Annotated in this window: 14 protein-coding genes and 1 tRNA gene; 3 read left to right on the top strand and 12 right to left on the bottom strand. The window is 59.1% G+C overall.

The genetic code is table 11. The features are described 5' to 3' along the window. Window positions 1-2: 2 nt before the first annotated feature. The 4 genes from DX909_RS06415 to DX909_RS06400 form a co-directional block, all read right to left on the bottom strand. Complete coding sequence (locus DX909_RS06415) at window positions 3-1514, bottom strand: tagaturonate reductase (RefSeq protein ID WP_128544326.1); 1512 nt, start codon at window positions 1512-1514, stop codon at window positions 3-5. Between the two features lie 24 nt (window positions 1515-1538). Continuing rightward, on the bottom strand, window positions 1539-2207 hold the full coding sequence (locus DX909_RS06410) for a bifunctional 4-hydroxy-2-oxoglutarate aldolase/2-dehydro-3-deoxy-phosphogluconate aldolase (RefSeq protein WP_128544325.1): 669 nt from the start codon (window positions 2205-2207) through the stop codon (window positions 1539-1541). A gap of 97 nt (window positions 2208-2304) precedes the next feature. Beyond that, window positions 2305-3300 carry a sugar kinase gene (locus DX909_RS06405; protein WP_128544324.1) on the bottom strand — a complete coding sequence of 332 codons (996 nt, stop codon included), beginning with the start codon at window positions 3298-3300 and terminating at the stop codon, window positions 2305-2307. Window positions 3301-3442: 142 nt separating this feature from the next. Further along, a complete protein-coding gene (locus DX909_RS06400) occupies window positions 3443-4783 on the bottom strand; it encodes an MFS transporter (RefSeq protein WP_128544323.1) in 1341 nt (446 codons plus the stop codon). 116 nt (window positions 4784-4899) lie between these two features. Between DX909_RS06400 and uxuA the strand changes: the two genes are divergently transcribed. Together uxuA and uxaC are read left to right on the top strand one after the other, a co-directional pair. Continuing rightward, window positions 4900-6090 (top strand): mannonate dehydratase, encoded by a 1191-nt coding sequence (uxuA, locus tag DX909_RS06395; protein ID WP_128544322.1) that lies wholly within the window; start codon window positions 4900-4902, stop codon window positions 6088-6090. 72 nt (window positions 6091-6162) lie between these two features. After that, window positions 6163-7575 carry a glucuronate isomerase gene (gene uxaC / locus DX909_RS06390; RefSeq protein ID WP_128544321.1) on the top strand — a complete coding sequence of 471 codons (1413 nt, stop codon included), beginning with the start codon at window positions 6163-6165 and terminating at the stop codon, window positions 7573-7575. Window positions 7576-7611: 36 nt separating this feature from the next. On the opposite strand, the gene DX909_RS06385 is transcribed toward uxaC, so the two are convergent. The 8 genes from DX909_RS06385 to DX909_RS06350 all read right to left on the bottom strand — a co-directional run bounded on the left by DX909_RS06385 (window position 7612) and on the right by DX909_RS06350 (window position 18121). Further along, window positions 7612-8895, bottom strand: a complete 1284-nt coding sequence (locus DX909_RS06385) for a metal-dependent hydrolase family protein (protein WP_128544320.1) — start codon at window positions 8893-8895, stop codon at window positions 7612-7614. A gap of 1 nt (window position 8896) precedes the next feature. Continuing rightward, window positions 8897-9349 carry a DUF4920 domain-containing protein gene (locus tag DX909_RS06380; RefSeq protein ID WP_128544319.1) on the bottom strand — a complete coding sequence of 151 codons (453 nt, stop codon included), beginning with the start codon at window positions 9347-9349 and terminating at the stop codon, window positions 8897-8899. A gap of 51 nt (window positions 9350-9400) precedes the next feature. Further along, the gene (locus DX909_RS06375; protein ID WP_128544318.1) at window positions 9401-12682 is read right to left on the bottom strand and encodes a DUF7948 domain-containing protein; all 3282 of its coding nucleotides are present in this window, start codon (window positions 12680-12682) and stop codon (window positions 9401-9403) included. A gap of 128 nt (window positions 12683-12810) precedes the next feature. Next, the gene (locus DX909_RS06370; protein WP_128544317.1) at window positions 12811-13425 is read right to left on the bottom strand and encodes an ABC transporter ATP-binding protein; all 615 of its coding nucleotides are present in this window, start codon (window positions 13423-13425) and stop codon (window positions 12811-12813) included. 64 nt (window positions 13426-13489) lie between these two features. After that, a complete protein-coding gene (lpxA, locus tag DX909_RS06365) occupies window positions 13490-14284 on the bottom strand; it encodes an acyl-ACP--UDP-N-acetylglucosamine O-acyltransferase (protein WP_128544316.1) in 795 nt (264 codons plus the stop codon). A gap of 16 nt (window positions 14285-14300) precedes the next feature. After that, on the bottom strand, window positions 14301-15695 hold the full coding sequence (locus DX909_RS06360; protein ID WP_128544315.1) for a bifunctional UDP-3-O-[3-hydroxymyristoyl] N-acetylglucosamine deacetylase/3-hydroxyacyl-ACP dehydratase: 1395 nt from the start codon (window positions 15693-15695) through the stop codon (window positions 14301-14303). Between the two features lie 27 nt (window positions 15696-15722). Continuing rightward, the gene (gene lpxD, locus DX909_RS06355; RefSeq protein WP_128544314.1) at window positions 15723-16793 is read right to left on the bottom strand and encodes a UDP-3-O-(3-hydroxymyristoyl)glucosamine N-acyltransferase; all 1071 of its coding nucleotides are present in this window, start codon (window positions 16791-16793) and stop codon (window positions 15723-15725) included. Between the two features lie 74 nt (window positions 16794-16867). Next, window positions 16868-18121, bottom strand: coding sequence for an HD domain-containing protein (locus tag DX909_RS06350; protein WP_128544908.1), 1254 nt, complete (start codon window positions 18119-18121; stop codon window positions 16868-16870). Window positions 18122-18293: 172 nt separating this feature from the next. Between DX909_RS06350 and DX909_RS06345 the strand changes: the two genes are divergently transcribed. Next, window positions 18294-18367: transfer RNA gene (locus DX909_RS06345), tRNA-Ile, on the top strand. Window positions 18368-18488 lie beyond the last annotated feature (121 nt).

The raw sequence follows: 18488 nt of genomic DNA, 5'->3' as shown, positions 1-18488 counted from the left end.
ACTCAGGCCGTCACCCACTGCCGTTCGAGGGTGGCTTCCACCCCTAGGGTCAGCAGGTTGCTGAGGTGTTCGGCCACCGCGTCGCCGAAGCCGGCGATCTGGCTCAGATCCGTTTCCCACAACATGGTATCGGCGCAGACCGTCTGCACGAAATTGCGGACCGAGGCCGCATCATGGACGTCTACCTGCTGCCAGAGTTTGTAGAAATAGTCGGCGTGGTCGTCGCGGATAGGGTAGGAGAGAATTCCGCCCTTAGCCGAAATTTCGCCCCAGAACGCTCCTTCTTCAGTCCGGACGGCCTTCATGAACAGCAGGTAAGCCGCAAAGCCCAGGGCCATGCGCTGCGGAAACTGCTCGAATTTTTCGGCATAGCGCTGAATCGTCGGCAGGTTGCGGGCTCTCATTTTCGACGTCTCCTGCAGGGTGATGCTGAGCAGAAGGTGCTCGATGGTCGGGTTGCGGAAGCGGTCGAGCACATCGGCGGCAAACTCGCGGACGGCTTCGGGGTTCTCTTCCGGGATCATCCATTCCGGCAGGGTCGGAACGATCTCCTGCGTAATGACCTCCTCCACATACCGGCTCATCAGCGGGTGCTGCATCATTTCACTGACGGTTTCCAGCCCCAGCAGGTAGGCCAGCGGAACGCTGATGGAATGCCCGCCGTTCAGCACCCGGAGTTTCCGCTCCCGGTAGAAGGTAATGTCTTCGTCGATGATGATGTTCTCGTCGGCTTTGGCGAAGGTCAGCATACTCCGGACGCGGTCGTCGCCCTCGATGGCCCAGAGCCGGTACGGCTCGGCCATGATGAGCAAGCGGTCCTGATAGCCCAGTTCCTCGAGCAACTGCTCGTGGGTGGCTGCATCCGGCTTTCCGGGAACGATCCGGTCGACCAGCGAATTGCAGAAACGGACGTGGTATTTCAGCCACTTCATGAACAGGCGGCCCAGTTCATTGTGCTTTGCCACCTTCTCGACGATGTCGCGCAGCTTCAGGCCGTTGTCGGTGATCAGCTCCGTCGGGATCACCACCATGCCCTTATTGCGGCTGCCGCCGAAGTTCTTGAAGCGTTCGTATAGGAAGGCCGTTAGCTTGCCGGGATAAGATTGGGGCGGGCTCTGAAAGATACTTTCCTCGACATACTGAATACCGACTTCGGTGGTATTGGAGATGATGATTTGCAGGGTCGGCTTTTTGGCGACGTCCAGCACGGCTTTCCAGTCGTCTTTGGCGGAAAGAACCCGGCTGATGGCCGAAACCACCGTTTTTTCGTCGACCGGCCGGCCTTTATGAATCCCCCGGGACACGACCGTATACAGACCGTCCTGCTCCGCAAACTCGTCGGTGGCCCCCCCGGTCGACTTCACCACGACGATACTGCCGTTGAAAAGGCCCTGGGCGTTGGCCTGGTGGATCAGGTAATCCGGCAATCCGCGGAGCAGGACGCCGGTGCCGAATTGCAGGACGCGCTCGGGGGGGGTGGGAGCCTGGTGGCTGGAACGGTTCAGTCGTGTCATGGTCGTAGAGCTGGGCAAATAAAATTATGAATTCAGAGAAGACAGAATGGCGACGACTTCCCTCGCTTTGGTTTCAATCTGGTCGAACTGACGGTTTTTCAGGGCTTCTTTCGGAAACAGCTGCGAGCCGATCCCGACGGCGGTGACGCCGGCCCCGAACCAGGTTTTCAGGCTTTCGGTCGTCGGTTCGACGCCCCCGGTCACCATGATGCTCGTCCACGGCATCGGTCCCTTTACGGCTTTGACGAAACCCGGCCCGACGGTGTCGCCGGGGAAGACCTTCACGATCTCGACCCCCATTTCCTCGGCGGCCGAAATCTCGGTCAGGGTCGCACAACCCGGCAGATAGGCCACCTTCCGGCGGTTGCAGACGCGGGCGATGGATTCGTGAAAAGAAGGCCCGACGATGAAATTCGCCCCCAGCTGGATGTAGTGGGCCGCGGTGGGCGCTTCCACCAGGGTGCCGGCGCCGAGGATCATCTCCGGATACTCCCGGGCGGCCAGTTTATTGAGTTCGGCAAACAGTTCGTGGGCAAAATCGCCCCGGTTGGTGAACTCGAAAGCCCGGATGCCGGCGCGGTAGCAGGCCCCCAGCACCTCCCGGCAAACCTCCGGGTCGGCATGGTAAAACACGGGAACCACCGGCGTTTGCCGGATGGTCTGGTAGACGTCTAAACGTGAAAATCGAGCCATATGGTATTTCCTCCTTCCCGGCAAAAACGATCAGGTGCTTCCACCGGAGAGGTTTTGTACTGATTCCTACTATTAAATCCGATCCTGCCGGTTTGGGTCAGCGTCTCAGCCGCCCGGAGGTATCCCCGCCCACCAGCGCTTCCACTTCTTCCGCCGAAACCAGGTTGGCGTCGCCTTCGACGGTATGCTTGAGCGCCGAAGCGGCCGCGCCGAACTCGACCGCAAACTGCAGGTCGTCCGAATGCAGCATTCCGTAGATCAGTCCGGCCAGATAAGCGTCTCCGCCCCCGATCCGGTCGACGATGTGGGTAATGTCGTACTCCCGGGACGAAATGGTGGTCGTGCCGTCAAAAATTTTTGCGGTCAGCCGGTTATGCGAGGCACTGACCGACTGGCGCTCGGTATCCGTAAAGTAACGAATTCGGGGGAATATCACCTTCATGCCCTTACACGCTTCCTCGAATGTTTCAGCTTTTACCCCATAAAGTTCATCGAAATTCTGGCGATTGCCCAGCACGAGGTCGCAGCCGGCGGTCAGTTCGGGCAGAACGTCCTGCGGGCGCTTGCCGTACTTCCAGAGGTTGCTCCGGAAATAAATGTCGCCCGACACGGTTACACCCAGCCGGTTGGCGGTCCGGATGCCTTCGGCCAGGCAGTCGGTGGCGTTCTGCGAAAGGGCCGGGGTGATGCCCGACCAGTGGAACCAGTCGGCGCCCTGAAGCACCGTTTCCCAGTCGACGTCGCCGGGTTTGATCAGCGAAAAAGCCGAGTCATAGCGGTCATAGATGATCTGGCTGGCGCGGCTGACGGCCCCGGTTTCCAGAAAATACAACCCCAGACGGCCCTCTCCATACCGGATGTAGGACGTGTCGACCCCGTGATACCGCAGCGTGGCGGCCGCCGAACGGCCCAGCGCGTGGTCAGGGAAGCGGGTGATGTGGGTAGTCCGGCAACCGAAACAGGCCAGGGAAACGGCCACGTTGGCTTCCGTACCGCCGTAAACGACGTTCAGGGAATGGGCCTGTTCAAATTTTGCGAAGCCCGGCGGACAGAGCCGCATCATGACCTCGCCGAAGGTGACGACGGAAAACAATTGTTGAATTGTTGATTTGTTGAATGATTGATTAATTGAATTGTTGAATTGTTGAATAATGGAATGATTGAATTGGCGTTGCCATTTTCGGCACTGCGGAGCTTTATTCAATCATTCAACAATTCATTCACTCAACAATTCCTCAAACTCCCAGGCTCTCCAGTTCCTTCTTGTTCACCGGTTCCAGTTTCGGGCTCAGCGAGTGGATGATGACCAGCGCGATCAGGTAGGTCGAACTGGCGATCAGGAACAGGGGCAGGTAGCCGAAATTGACCCGGATATTGCCCGCTACGGCCGCCAGCACGATACCGCCGACCGCACCGAACATCCCGCCGATGCCGGTAACCGAAGCCACCGCACTTTTCGGGAACATATCCGAGGCAAAGGTATACAAATTGGCGGCCCAGCCCTGGTGTGCCGCCGTTGCGAGCGAAATCAGGGCGATGGCCACGTAAATGCTGTTGGTCTGGGCCGCAAAGAAGATCGGCAGCACGCAGAGGGCGCAGATCAGCATGGTGGTCTTGCGGGCCCGGTTCACCGACCAGCCGAGGTGAATGAATTTGGACGACAGCCAGCCGAACAGGACGCTGCCCCCGTCGGAAACGATATAGATGACCAGGAACGGCAGGCCGACGTTTTTCAGGTCGAGCCGGTGGTCGAGGGATTCGCTGCTGTTGAAAAAGTCGGGGAGCCAGGTCAGGTAAAACCACCAGATCGGGTCGCACATGAACTTGCCGACGATGAAGGCCCAGGTCTGCCGGAAACCCAGCAGCCGCCACCACGACAGCTTCTCTTCGGGCACTTCCTCCTCATGATCCTGCTGAATATAAGCCAGTTCCTGCCGGCTGACGGAGGGGTGTTCTTCAGGAGGGCGGTAGGTCCGCAGCCAGGCGATCAGCACCAGAAAACCCAGCACCCCGGTGGCGATAAACGAAAACCGCCAGCCATACTGAATCGTCAGCCAGGGAACCAGGGCGGCCGTGGCGATGACACCGACGTTGGCCCCGGCATTGAACAGGCCGGCCGCAAACGACCGTTCCTTCTTCGGAAACCACTCCGCCACCGACTTCATGGCCGAGGGGAAGTTGCCCGCTTCGCCGATGCCCAGCATGAACCGGACGAGGCTCAGGCCCCGTAGCGATCCGATGAAGGCGTTCAGCACCCCCGCAATGCTCCAGAGGACGATGGCGATGGAAAAGCCGCGCTTCGTGCCGACCCGGTCGACAAGCCAGCCGATCAGCAGAAACCCGAGCGCGTAGGCCACCTTGAAGGCCGTATCGACGTAGCTGTACAGCACCTTGAACTCGTCCTGCTCACCCTGCGTCAGGCTCTGGCCCTCCGGAATGTCCATCATCTCCCGCCGGAATTCTTCGTCGATCATCGTAAAGGAAAGCACCTGGCGATCGATGTAGTTGATCGTCGTCGCGAAAAACAACAGCAGGACAATACGCCAGCGAAAGTTTCCGGAAGGGACGGAGGTCATGGACAAAGTGAGTTACCTGTTCTCCAATAAGGCATTTCGGCTGCAAACCTACCGAAAAGCGGAAAAAAAGAGTAGAGCATTTTGCCGCCTTCCTTTTCAATCAAAACATCCCATCTATGGCATTAGAACAAACCTGGCGCTGGTTTGGCCCCACCGACCCCGTAAGTCTCGCCGATGTCCGACAGGCCGGAGCCACCGGCGTCGTCACGGCCCTCCACCACATCCCGAACGGTCAGGTCTGGACCGTCGAAGAAATCCGGAACCGGAAAGCCGAAATCGAACGGGCCGGCCTGACGTGGTCGGTCGTCGAAAGTATCCCGGTCAACGAGGCCGTCAAGACCCGGACCGAGGGCGTTCAGCAGTATATCGAAAACTATAAGGAATCCATCGTCAATCTGGCCGCCTGCGGCATCGACACGGTCTGCTACAATTTCATGCCGGTGCTGGACTGGACGCGGACGGACCTTGACTTCCCGATGCCCGACGGCTCGACGGCCCTCCGCTTCGACGCGGCCGAATTTGCGGCATTCGAACTCTATATCCTGAAACGGCCGGGGGCCGAAGCCCATTATTCCCCGGAACAAATCCAGCGCGCCAGAGCCTGCTACGAGGCCCTCGACGAAGCCGGAGCCCGCAAACTCCAGCGGAACATCATCGCCGGACTGCCTGGCTCGGAAGAGAGCTATACCGTGGAGCAGTTTCAGGCTGCGCTCGACGTCTACAGACACATCGGGGACCGCGAACTGCGGGAAAACCTGTATGCCTTCCTGCGGGAAATCGCCCCGGTGGCGCAGGATGCGGGCGTCCGGCTGGCGATTCACCCCGACGATCCGCCGTACCCGATCCTGGGATTGCCCCGGGTAGTCAGTACGGAATCCGACGCCCGGCAATTACTGGACGCTGCCCCGATGGAGGCCAACGGCCTGTGTTTCTGCACCGGCTCCTACGGCGTCCGGCCCGATAACGATCTGATCGGGATGGTCGATCGGCTGGGGCCGCAGATTCATTTCATCCACCTGCGGAGTACGAAGCGGGATGAACTCGGCAACTTCTACGAAGCCGACCACCTGGCCGGCGACGTCGATATGTTCGGCGTCATGAGTGCCCTGCTCGGGGAGCAGCGACGCCGGGAGGAGGAGGGCAGAACCGACCTGCGGATGCCGTTCCGCCCGGACCACGGCCACAAGATGCTCGACGACCTCAATTCGGGCAAACGGACCAACCCCGGCTATACGGCCATCGGCCGTCTCCGCGGTCTGGCCGAACTCCGGGGGTTGATGCTGGGCATCGAACGAAGTAATCTCTGAAGCCGAACGCGCCGGTTTGGGTAAAACCGCGGCCCACCCGGCTTTTCACGGAAAAACCAGCCTGACACCCCCATGATTGTCGACAATACCATCAAATCGTTTCTGGATGAGGACTTTCTGCTCCAGACCGAAACCGCCCGGCGGCTCTATCACGAGTATGCCCGGGCCATGCCGATCATCGATTATCACTGCCACCTGCCGCCCGATCAGATTGCGGCCGACCGGCGGTTCGAGAACCTGACCCAGATCTGGCTCTATGGCGATCACTATAAATGGCGGGCCATGCGGACCAACGGCATACCGGAACGCTACTGCACCGGCGACGCTTCGGACTATGAGAAGTTTGAGAAGTGGGCCGAAACCGTACCCTACACCATGCGGAACCCGCTGTACCACTGGACCCACATGGAACTCAAAAATCCGTTCGGGGTCGAAACGGTATTGAATAAAAATACCGCCCGCGAGGTCTACGACGCCTGTACGGAACAGTTGCCCGGCCTCTCGACGCGAACCCTGCTGAAGCATTTCAACGTCCGGGTGGTCTGCACCACCGACGACCCGCTGGACTCGCTGGAACACCATAGAACCATCGCAGACGCCGATTTCGGCGTCCGGGTGCTGCCCACGTTCCGGCCCGACAAGGCGATGGCGGCCGACGATGTGGCTACGTTTCAGGCGTATGTGAGCCGGACGGCGGAGGTCTGTAACCGCGAGATCCGCACCCTGGACGACTACCTGGAGTGCCTGAAACAGCGGCATGACTATTTCGCTTCGATGGGCTGCCGCCTATCCGACCACGGCCTGGAAACCGTCTACGCCCAGCCCTATACGGAGTCCGTCGTCCGGATCATCTTCCAGAAGCTGCTGTTCGACGTGCCGATGAGTAAAACCGAAAAGCTCCAGTTCAAATCCTTCATGCTGGACCGGTTTGCGGAGTGGGATTGGGAAAAAGGCTGGACGCAGCAGTTTCACCTGGGCGCGCTACGGAACAATAACCAGCGGATGCTGAGAACCTTAGGCCCGGATACCGGCTGGGACAGCATCGGCGACTTCAGGCAGGCCCGCCCGCTGGCGCGGTTCCTGGGCCGGCTCGACGACCGGAACCAGCTTGCCAAAACCATCCTCTACAACCTCAATCCGGCCGACAATGAGATCATGGCGACCATGATCGGCAACTTCAACGACGGCTCAATGCCGGGCAAGATACAGTTCGGGTCGGGCTGGTGGTTCCTGGATCAGAAGGACGGTATGGAGCGGCAGATCAACGCCCTGTCCAACATGGGGTTGCTGAGCCGGTTCGTCGGGATGCTGACTGATTCACGCAGCTTCCTGTCGTATCCCCGGCATGAATATTTCCGTCGGATTCTCTGCAACCTGTTCGGCCGGGATGTCGAAAACGGCGAGCTTCCGAACGATGTCGAATGGATCGGCAAGCTGGTGCAGGACATCTGTTACCGCAACGCCGAAAGCTATTTCGGGTTTTAAACAAAAGGTCCGGGGAGACAACCCGGACCTTCTTTTTTATTCCTTATAAATCTTCCCGTCTTTCATCACGAACCGGACCTGCTGGAGCGTTTTGATGTTCTGAATCGGGTTCTGGTCCACGGCGATCAGGTCGGCCAGCTTCCCGGCTTCGATTGAGCCGATCTGGGCCTTCATCCCGAGCAGCTCCGCATTGACGGTCGTGGCCGAGCGGATGGCTTCCAGCGGAGGCATCCCGGCTTCCACCATGTATTCAAATTCTTTGGCGTTGTAGCCGTGGACGAACACGCCCGCATCGGTTCCGAACGAAATTTTGACCCCCGCTTTATACGCTTTGGCGAACGTATCCTGAATCTTCGGCCCGATCGCCAGGGCTTTGGGCGTCACCAGCGCCGGGTAGTAGCCGAAAATGCGGGCGGAGTCGGCCACGGTTTTTCCGGCGATGATGGTCGGAACGAAGTAGGTACCGTGTTTTTTGAAGAGAGCGATGGCTTCGTCGTCCATGAAGGTGCCGTGTTCGATGGTCGTCACCCCGGCGCGGATGGCGCGTTTCATGCCTTCGGCGCCGTGGGCGTGGGCCGCCACGGCAAACCCGTAATCTTTGGCCGCTTCCACGACGGCCCGGACTTCCTCTTCCGTAAACTGCGGGCCGGAGCCGTCTTTGGCGTTGCTCAGCACCCCGCCGGTGGCCGTAATCTTGATCAGGTCGGCACCTTCCTTGTACCGCTGACGAACGGCTTTCCGGGCGTCTTCCGGGCCGTTGATGACTCCCTCTTTCGGGCCGGGATCGCCCATGAGGTCTCTCCGATAACCATTGGTCGGGTCGGCATGGCCGCCGGTAGTGGCGATGGATTTGCCTGATGTCAGGATGCGCGGCCCCTCGACCAGCCCCCGGTTCACGGCGTTGCGAAGGGCGACGTTGACGCCGGTGCCGCCGAGGTCGCGAACGGTGGTAAAGCCGGCCAGGAGGGTGGTGCGGGCGTGTCGGGCGGCCAGAAAGGCCACATCCGGCACATTCTGGGTAAAATTATCGACGGCGCCACCCCGGCGGGTTTCGAATTCCAGGTGGACGTGCATATCGATCAGGCCCGGCAGTACGGTTTTGGTCTTCAGGTCGACCACACGGTCCGAACCCGTCGGGCGGGTATAGCCTTTCTGAACGGCGGCAATTTTATTGCCCTCCACGACCACGGTCACCTCCCGCTGGAGATCGCTGCCGACCCCGTCGAGCAGGCTCCCGCAGTGCAGCAGCGTGCGCTGGGCAAACAGGGGAGAAGTCGAAAGAAGGAGAAAAAGGAGGTGGGTAAGGCGGCTGTTTTTCATCTTATTTGACGATCACCCCGTCGGCCACGAAGGTAACGGCCTTTTCAGGCTGGGTGATTTTGGCGATTTCTTCCCTGCTCTTGCCGGCGTCTTCGGCATAATGGCGCAGTTCGGCCACGGAGGTGGTGGTCGTCTGGGCGGTGCCTTCAAAAATCACCTTTTTGCCGGCAATGTCTTTCGGAACGAAGAAACCGTAATCCCGGAACCGCACCAGCATGGTTTGGTTATCGGCGGTTTTGACCTTCATCCAGCAGCCTTTCATCTGGCAAACGGACTCCACCGTGCCCTCGACTTTGGTATTGATCTCTTTATCGGAACCTAGTTTTTTGGTCAGGTCGGCGGCCGGAACCGCGTTGTCGGGCGTAATTTTTTTGCCGTAATAGCCGAGGTTGTCCTGTGCGGCTGCGCTGTAGATCAAACCGAGGGCCAGGGCGAAAGAAAGGATCGTTTTCATGCGGATAATGAAGTGGTTAACTCTTTCAAAGATAAACAAAACCTGCATAGGTTACTCCAGCACTTCGACCCAGCCCTTACATTTGGTACCGCGGGGCGTCGTGAGCAGGTAATAGTATAAACCGTCCGGGACGTCGCGGCCCCAGTCGTTGGCGTAGTTGTCGCTGCGGTAGATGGGTTTACCCCAGCGGTTAAAAATTTCCAGCTTCGCGCCGGCAAAGCCGACCACGAACACGTCGTTCTTCCCGTCGTTGTTAGCCGTGACCACGTTGGGAATCTCGCTCAGGTTCTCGACCTCCACCGGTACGGAAACCGACAGGGTGCAGGCGCCTTTCCGGGCCGTAACGATGATCTCATAGCTGCCCGACTGCGGATACTGATACGTTCCCGGCGGGTTGGTCCGGAGGGTGTCGCCGTTGCCCATGCTCCACTGGTAGGAGTCGGCGCCGGAAGTCTGGTTGCCGAGTTCGAGTTTCATCGGCTGCCCGCATTCCGACCCGATCCGGACGGCGGCCGTGGGCCGGTAGGAGTCGTCGGTCTTCACGGTGACGCTTTTCTGAGCCGTACAGCCGAATTCATTCGTCATTTTGACGGTATAGGTGGTGGTTTTTGTGGGTTTGACGATGGGATTGGCGACCGTGGCGCTGCTCAGCCCCTGCACGGGCGTCCATTCGTAGGTCTTGCCGCCCGAAGCCAGCAGTTGCACCGGCTTTTCGGCGCAGATGGTCGTATCGCTGTTGATTCTGAAGTCGGCCGGAAAGACCTTCACGACCTTCTGGGCCACGTCCACCCGCTTGCAGGTGAGGGGGTTATAGGCCGTCAGTTTGACCGTATACTCGCCGGGTTTGTCGAACGTGTGGCTAACCTGGCCCCCGCTGGTCGAGGTGCCGGTGCCGCCGAAATCCCATTCGTAGTTTTTACCACCTTCGCTCGTGTTGACGAAGTTGAGGGTCAGGGGCAAACAGCCTTCGATCTTGTCCTTTTGCCCGCCCTGAAACGCGTCGAAAGCCGCCTTCAGGCGGTCGATGTCGAACTTGAAAGCCGCGTTGTTGCAGTTGTTGCTCCGGTTCGTGGGCGACCAGGCCTGCGGAGTGGCCGGTATAAACGTGCCTCCGCAGGCGCAGGCGGCATGGTAGATGACCCCGCTCTTGTCGAAGCGGGAGGTTCCCCCGTCGACGTGGTCGCCCCGGAGGTTGGCGCCCTCGCTTCCGAAGAACGTGCCGTACAGCAACGATTTGGCGCCCTGTTCGAGCAGGCCGATCCAGTAGTTGCTGCCGTCGGTGGTGGTCCGGTAGGCGCCGGCGGTGGTCGGTAGCCCTGCGGTGCTGGTGCCCGCGTGGCCGGAGCGTGCATTGACCGCTCCACCCCAGCCTGAGAGGTACATATTACCGCATTCGTTAACCAGAAACGCCGTTGGGGAAATATCCGGCATGCCTCGTCCGGAGCCGACCACCGTGGAGAAAACCGTGCGGCCGAGACCGGCATCCAGCGCATGAATGAACTGGCCGCTGCCTGCGTTCTGATACACCTGACCCGAAACCGGATACCGGCCCCGCGTCAGGCCAAAGACGTGCGGATTCTCTTCGGCGTCGAGATCGATGAGATAGGCCGCATCCTCCGCTTCGGTGCCGAGGTAAGTGGCCCGTTCCAGCCGGTTGCCGGAGAATTTGACCAGAAAACCGTCTTCACTCCCGCCCAGAGCGGGTTTCAGGGCACCGGCCGTGCCGGGCAGGTCCGAACTGCGGGTGACGCCCACCGCATAGATTGCTCCTGAGTTCCCGCGCCGGAGGGCGAAGGCCACGTCGTAACCCGTCCCCCCGAAATACGTGCTCCACACCAGCTGGCTAAGATCGGGGTTCAGCTGGATCAGTACTGCGTCGGCCGGGCCCTGCCGCCGGTTCTGGGGCGCATTGGCCGTAACGGGAAAGTCGGAAGAATAGGTGACGGTGGCGACGAACACGTTATCGTTCTGATCGACCACGATTTCGCCCCGCAGGTCGTCGCCGTAGTTGCTGATCGTCAGATACTGGCGGGCGTCGTTGATGCCGTCGTTGCCCGTGCCGCCGAGGTAGGTGCTGCTCCGCAGCGTCTTTCCGTCCGGGCTGATCCGGGCCACGAACAGGTCCGTGCCGGTCTTGAAGTAGATGGACTGAATCAGGCTGGAACCGGGTTCGGGGGCGGTATTGCCCACCGGGATATATTGGCTGCCGCCCGAAAACTTCCGGCTGTAGCCGCCCGTTACCGGAAAATTGTCGGAGGAAGTGACCCCGTAGATGAGCAGTTCGTTTTTGCTGTTGACGATCAGGCTATGCGGGGTTTCGCCGGTGGTGCCGCCGAGGTAGGCGGCATACAGCAGCTGGCGGCCGTCGGGGCTGAACTTCAGAACCGACACGTCCAGTTCCCCGCCGAATTTGGTCTGGAAGGCGCCGGTGGTCGGGTTCAGGCCGGCCCCGAACACCACCCCGGCCGTGTACAGGTTCCCCTCGGCGTCGTAGGTGGCCGTGTGACCCCAGTTGTCGCTCGTCGAGCCGGAATAGGTGGAGAAAATGAGGGAGGGGTCGATGGTGAGGGGCAGGCTGGTATCGTAGCCGTTGGGCAGGTCGAAGGAGGCCGTCCGGCCGTTCACCTTCCAGGCGGAAGGGACTTCGGTGGGCTTGCCGTTCTTCTCCGTAAAACAGTACGGTTTGGCCTCCCGGAAGGGCAGCAGGCTGGTGCCGATTACGAGTTGATCCTGTTCCTTCGTGACGGAAGTGGCCCCCTCATAGAGCAGCCGGATCACCGAAGGATCGGCGCCGGGCCGGACCAGAAACTCGTATTTCAGCGTCTGATAGTAGGCGAATACCCGCAGGTCGATGCCGGGATAGATACCCCGGTAGATCACTTCCCCGAACGACGAGACCCCGCTTGCCCAGCGCGACGGATCGCTGCCCAGAAAGAAGTTATGATGGCTGGAAATCAGGTTTTTGCTTTGCACCTGAACCGAGGGCAGACTGTTCTCGATCCGCATTTCGACCCCGTGCCCCCGAATCGGCGGTTCTCCGGCAACGACCGGTGCGCCGACACGGGCGGCCGGCACCGCCGGGCCGGTCGCTACGGCCGGGCTTCCGGTGTGGATGTCATCCAGCGCCTGCGAGTCGTAGAAGACATAATGCAGCGAATTTTTCTTCAGAAAGAGAAGGCCGCCCGGAAGTTCGGCCCGGAAAAGCACCTCCGCGGGCCACTGGCCCTTATTTTCGACAAATCGCACCGTAGCCCCCGGCGCTTCGAAGGCCTGGGTTCGGGTGGAAAGGATCGTGCACAGAAAAAGTACCCAGAAGTAAACGTTTCGACACATACACCGCCATCAGGAAAACAGGGTTCAATATAGAAAATACCTCGATACGTGCGAAGAAAGAGGACCGGTCTTCTACATGATCGCACCCAAACTACAGGACTCCGGATGGATGCAAAGAGTTGCAGTGGTTATTTCCACTGCATGATGTCAACGGTATTGGGGCAGAAATCGTATTCGTCGGGCTGGTTGGAGCCGATAAGCAGCAGTTGTGACGACAACTGACGGACGTGTTCGTGGTACCAGGCGATCCCGTGTTTGTCGAGGTTGGAGGTAGGTTCGTCCAGCACCACGATCCGGGCTTCGGAAAAGAAGGCGAGGCCCAGTTTGACGCGCTGCTTCATACCGGACGAATAGGCTTTGATTTCCTTGTGCCGGGCGTGGCCGAGCCGCATCCGGTCGGCAAGGTCGTGGGGAGAGAGGTTGTCTTTGAACGGTTTGAACGACTGGTGAAACGTGAGCAGTTCATCCAGCGTGAGTTCTTCGATGAGTTCGAGGTAGGGGGCGGCAATGACGATGTGCCGGAACCAGTCGTCGATCTCCAGCGGCCGGCCCTGGCGTTCATAGCGAATCGCCCCTTCCGAGGAGGGCAGCACCCCGGTCAGCGTCTGGAGCAGGGTGGACTTCCCGCTTCCGTTCGGACCGATGAAGGTATAGCTGTTTCCGCTTTCGAGGGTCAGGTCGACGTTTCGGAAAATCCATTCGCGCCGAAACCGTTTGCCCAGTTGTTCCGCAACAATCCGCATGGTGGTTCAGGAAAAGGCCCGGGTCGGATACGGCGTATCCGACCCGGGCCGGGGAAAAGGGCATTTATTCGACCACTTCTCTTCCGGACGGCCCTTTCATGATGCCGCGTTCGGAGTTGCGGATAAAGTTGACGATTTCGTCGCGCTCGTCGGAGGGAGGCAGCTCCAGGTCGATCCGGGCCAGGGCCTCGGCGTTATTGAGACCGCGAAGGTAGATATAGCGGTAGATTTCCTGAATCTGGTTGATCTGCTCGTTGGTGTAACCGCGCCGGCGCAGCCCGACGGAGTTAATCCCGGCGTAGGTCAGCGGTTCGCGGGCGGCTTTCGAGAAGGGCGGAACGTCCTTGCGGACCAGCGACCCGCCGGAGATGAAGGCATGGACGCCGATCTTGGCGAACTGGTGTACGGCGCTGAAGGCACTGATGATGGCCCAGTCGCCGAGGTGGACGTGGCCGGCCATCTGCACGGTATTGCCGATGAGGCAGTAGTTTCCGATCCGGCAGTCGTGGGCGACGTGGGCGTAGGCCATAATCAGGCAGTTGCTTCCGATTTCGGTGCGCCAGTGTTCTTCCGTTCCCCGGCTGACGGTGGCATACTCCCGGATGGTCGTATTGTCGCCGACGAAGGTGAGCGTGTATTCGCCTTTAAACTTCAGATCCTGGGGGATGGCGGAGATGACCACGCCGGGAAAGATGCGGCAGTTCCTGCCGATGCGGGCCCCTTCGTTGATCACGGCGTGGGAACCGATCCAGGTGCCCTCGCCGATTTCCACGTCTTTATGAATAATTGCGAATGGCTCAATGACAACGTTCTGGGCAATTTTAGCCTCCGGGTGAACGTATGCAAGTGGTTGGATCATTCAGGTGTGCGTTAACTCATTTCTTTTTGACAAGGCTGGCAATCATTTCAGCTTCGCAGACGAGCTGCCCGGCGACATACCCCCGACCGGACATCTTCACGATGCCCCGTTTCATGGGGGAGATGAACTCGCACCGGAAAATGACGGTGTCACCCGGAACGACGTTACGGCGGAAGCGGCAGTTTTCGATTCCGATCAGGTAGGGCCAGTAATTTTCCGGATCGGGAACCGTGCTGAGCACCAGGATTCCGCCCGTCTGGGCCATGGCTTCGAGCTGAAGCACACCGGGCATCACCGGGTTGCCGGGGAAGTGGCCCATGAAATACTGTTCGTTCATGGTCACGTTCTTGATGCCGACCACGCTGCTCTCGTCCAGCGCGATGATCTTGTCGATCATCTGGAACGGATAGCGGTGGGGGAGCAGGCTCGCGATTTTATGGTGATCATAGACCGGCGGCTGCTGCGGGTCGTATTGCGGGATATTGTTGGATGCGTTCTTCTGGATCAGCTTCTTGATCTTTTTGGCAAAAGCCACGTTGGCGGCATGGCCGGGCCGGGCCGCCAGGATCTGGGCCTTGATGGGCCGACCGACGAGGGCCAGGTCCCCCACCAGATCGAGGAGCTTGTGGCGGGCCATTTCGTTGGGGAAGTGCAGGTCGAGGTTGTTCAGGATGCCCTCTTTCTTGTTGACGCTGACCTTCGGCTTGTTGAGCAGCTCGGCCAGGTAGTCCAGCTCGCCGTCGCGGACTTCGCGGTCGACGATGACGATGGCGTTCGTCAGGTCACCTCCCTTGATAAGGTCCTGTTTGTAAAGCATTTCCAGTTCGTGCAGGAACACGAAGGTCCGGCACATGGCGATCTGCGACGGAAACTGGCTGATGTCGTTGAGAAAGGCGTGCTGGCTGGTAATGACCCTCGAATTGTAGTCGACCATGACCGTCAGGCGGTAATCGTTCAGGGGCAGGGCCGCAATCTCGATGTCCTTTTCGGGGTTTTTATAATGAACGTACTCGTTGATTTCGAAGTAGTTACGGTAGGCGTTCTGTTCCTCGATTCCGGCGTCCTGCAAGGCTTCGACGAACTTCATCGAGCTGCCGTCCATGATGGGCGGTTCGGGACCGTCGAGCTGAATAAGGATGTTGTCCAGCTGCAGACCGACCAGGGCCGCCAGCGCATGCTCGACGGTATGGACCCGGGCGCCGTTCTGCTCGATGGTCGTGCCGCGCGACAGGTCCACGACGTTGTCGACGTCGGCGTCCACGACGGGCTGACCGGGCAGGTCGATCCGCTGAAATTTATATCCATGATTGGCCGGGGCGGGCAGGAACGTCATCGTGGCCGATACGCCCGTATGCAACCCTACGCCCGAGACCGAGACCGCTTTCTGGATCGTTTGCTGTTTGGTATTCATACTTTAAAAGATCGTCTTGGCATCGCGTCATTCAGCATTGCCGTTAGACGGCAGAGGCCGGTTATCTGCGGTATTGTTAGTTCTGTTTTCCAGTTCGAGGATTTTCTTTTCCAGCATGGGCAGTTTTCGGAAAACGGCCAGGGAACGGAGGTTCTCCGTCAGCTCGAAAGCCGGGGAGCCGCTGAGGGACGTTCCTTCCTTCCGGATGGTCTTTCCGATCCCTGACTGGGCACCGATTTTGGTACGGTCGGCAATCTGGATGTGCCCGACCACCCCGACCTGGCCGGCAATCACGCAGCCCTCGCCGATTTTGGTGGAGCCGGCCACGCCGGTCTGGGCCGCGATGACCGTATTCCGGCCGATTTCGACGTTGTGGGCCACCTGGATCAGATTATCGAGCTTGACGCCCTGCCGAATGACCGTCGAGCCCATCGTGGCGCAGTCGATGGTGGTGTTGGCGCCGATGCTCACGTCGTCCTCGATGACCACATTCCCCAGCTGGGGAATGGAGGTGTAAGTTCCGTCGGCCTGAGGAGCGAAGCCGAACCCTTCGGAGCCGATGACGGCATTGGCCTTGATCACGCAATTCTTTCCAATGACGGTATTGTCCAGAATCCGGGCGCCGGGGTGGATGACGGTATTGTCGCCGATGGTTACGTTATGGCCGACGTAGGCGTGGGGGTGGATGCTGACGTCGTTTCCGAGCTTGCAGCGGCTTCCGATATAGGAAAAAGCGCCCCGGTAAATGCGTTCTCCTACCTCCGAATCGCTCCCCAGCCAGGAGGGTTGTTCGACGCCTTCTTTTTTCGAATGCCGGAGCTGATTGACCGTTTCCAGTAGTTTTGTGAAGGAAGAATAGGAGTTATCCACGAAAATCAAAGTCGCCCGGACCGGCTGTTTGGGCTGGAAAGACCGGTCGACGATCACGGCGGATGCGGAAGTGGAATATAGAAAAGGCTCGTATTTCGGATTCGCTAAAAAAGAGATGCTGCCTTCCTGACCTTCTTCAATTTTAGACAGTTGATTGATTTTCAGAGATTCGTTACCCTCAACTGTTCCGCCGATCAGGGCAGCAATCTGCTTTACTGTAAATTCCATAGAGTTGACGTAGTCGTCGTGGGAGCTGTGCGTGACTCAGATGTTCCGGCCGCTAAGGTAGGCAACTAATTGGACTATACCAACCAAACCGGCTGTTGCAAGAGGTTTTTCGCCCAGCACACATAGTATCGGCGAACCATATTGGTCAGGGCCTTGATATTGGGCAGGTCGGAAGCGTCGGCGATGTCGATGACGCGGTCGTCCCTGAATTTGATGTGAATGTTGTCGACGGAAGGCAGATAGCCGGCGTTGGTGGCCACCCCTTCGACCAGAAAATAGCTCAGTTCGTCTTCCCGGATGCCCTTTTCGAGTAACTGCCGCTCGATTTCCCGGACCAGCTCCCCGGCAAAGGGCTGGTCGGAGAGCATGATCTTGAAGAGCCGTCTTTCCAGCAGCATCCGGCAGAGCGTGGACAGAACCCGGTCGGGGTGGCGGCTCCAGAATTTGATGCACGACCAGATGTCGTAGTCGTCGAGCTGGGCAAAAGCCGCCAGGTATTCGGAATGCTGCTCGAAATCGGTCAGCGTGACGCTGCGCGACAGGAACGTGTTCAGGGCGGGGGAGGCAAATACCTCTTCACCCTGCGACAGCAGGAATTTGGCCCGGCGGATGATCTGGACCAGCATCGACTCGGCGCAGAGCGATGTTTTGTGCAGGTACACCTGCCAGTACATGATGCGCCGGGAGCTGAGAAAATTTTCGATGCTGAGGATGCCTTTGTCTTCGATGGCCAGCTGGTCGTCGACCAGGTCGAGCATCTTGATGATGCGGTCGGCTCCGATGGTTCCTTCGGCGACGCCGGTGTAGAAGGAGTCCCGGTTCAGGTAATCCATGCGGTCCATGTCGAGCTGGCTGGAGACGAGCTGGTGGAAGAAAGGTCGTTTGTAGGTGCCTTCGAACATCTGGATGGCCAGGTCCAGCGCCCCCCGGAACGGTTTGTTGAGTTGGTGCATGAGCAGCAGCGAAAGCCGTTCGTGCGGCACGTTTTCCAGAATGGTATATTCCAGCACGTGCGAGAAGGGACCGTGACCGATGTCGTGCAGCAGGATGGCGATCTGGGCCGCTTCGCATTCGCGGTCGTTGATCTTATGGCCTTTGCCGCGGAGCGTCTGGATGGCCTGCCCCATCAGGTGCATGGCCCCGAGGGCATGGTGGAAGCGCGTATGCAGGGCGCCGGGGTAAACCAGTTCCGACAGACCGAGCTGTTTGATCCGGCGAAGGCGCTGAAAATAAGGATGCTCCACCAGATCGAAAACCAGTTCGTTCGGAATGGTGATGAACCCGTAAACGGGATCGTTGAGAATCTTCTTTTTGTTCTGAGCCGACAAACCGCTGGGAGACAGGTTTCCCGGCAAATATACCAGAAAGACGGCAAGATTGTTTCGGAAAACCCGCCGGTCGGCGTCCGAAATGGGTGCGTTGCTTGAGATGGTCAGGCGATTTCGTATATTTGCGCTCTCTTCGCCGGCCGGTCCGGCGGGGAGGCCGGTTCTCCGGCAGGGGCCCATAGCTCAGTCGGTTAGAGCATCTGACTCATAATCAGGTGGTCGCAGGTTCGAGCCCTGCTGGGCCCACTTGGAAAGACAGCCACTTAGCGACAACTAAAAGCGAAGTGGCTTTTTTCTTTGCAAACAATTTGCAAACATTTAGCCAGATCGTTTCGTCCACGGCTTCCATAGCATTCCCCACAGCCGA

Source organism: Larkinella soli (genome assembly GCF_003703975.1).
Taxonomy (GTDB): Bacteria; Bacteroidota; Bacteroidia; order Cytophagales; family Spirosomataceae; genus Larkinella; species Larkinella soli.
The sequence above is the reverse complement of the archived record's forward strand: the minus strand, read 5'-3'. Positions and strand labels throughout refer to the sequence as shown.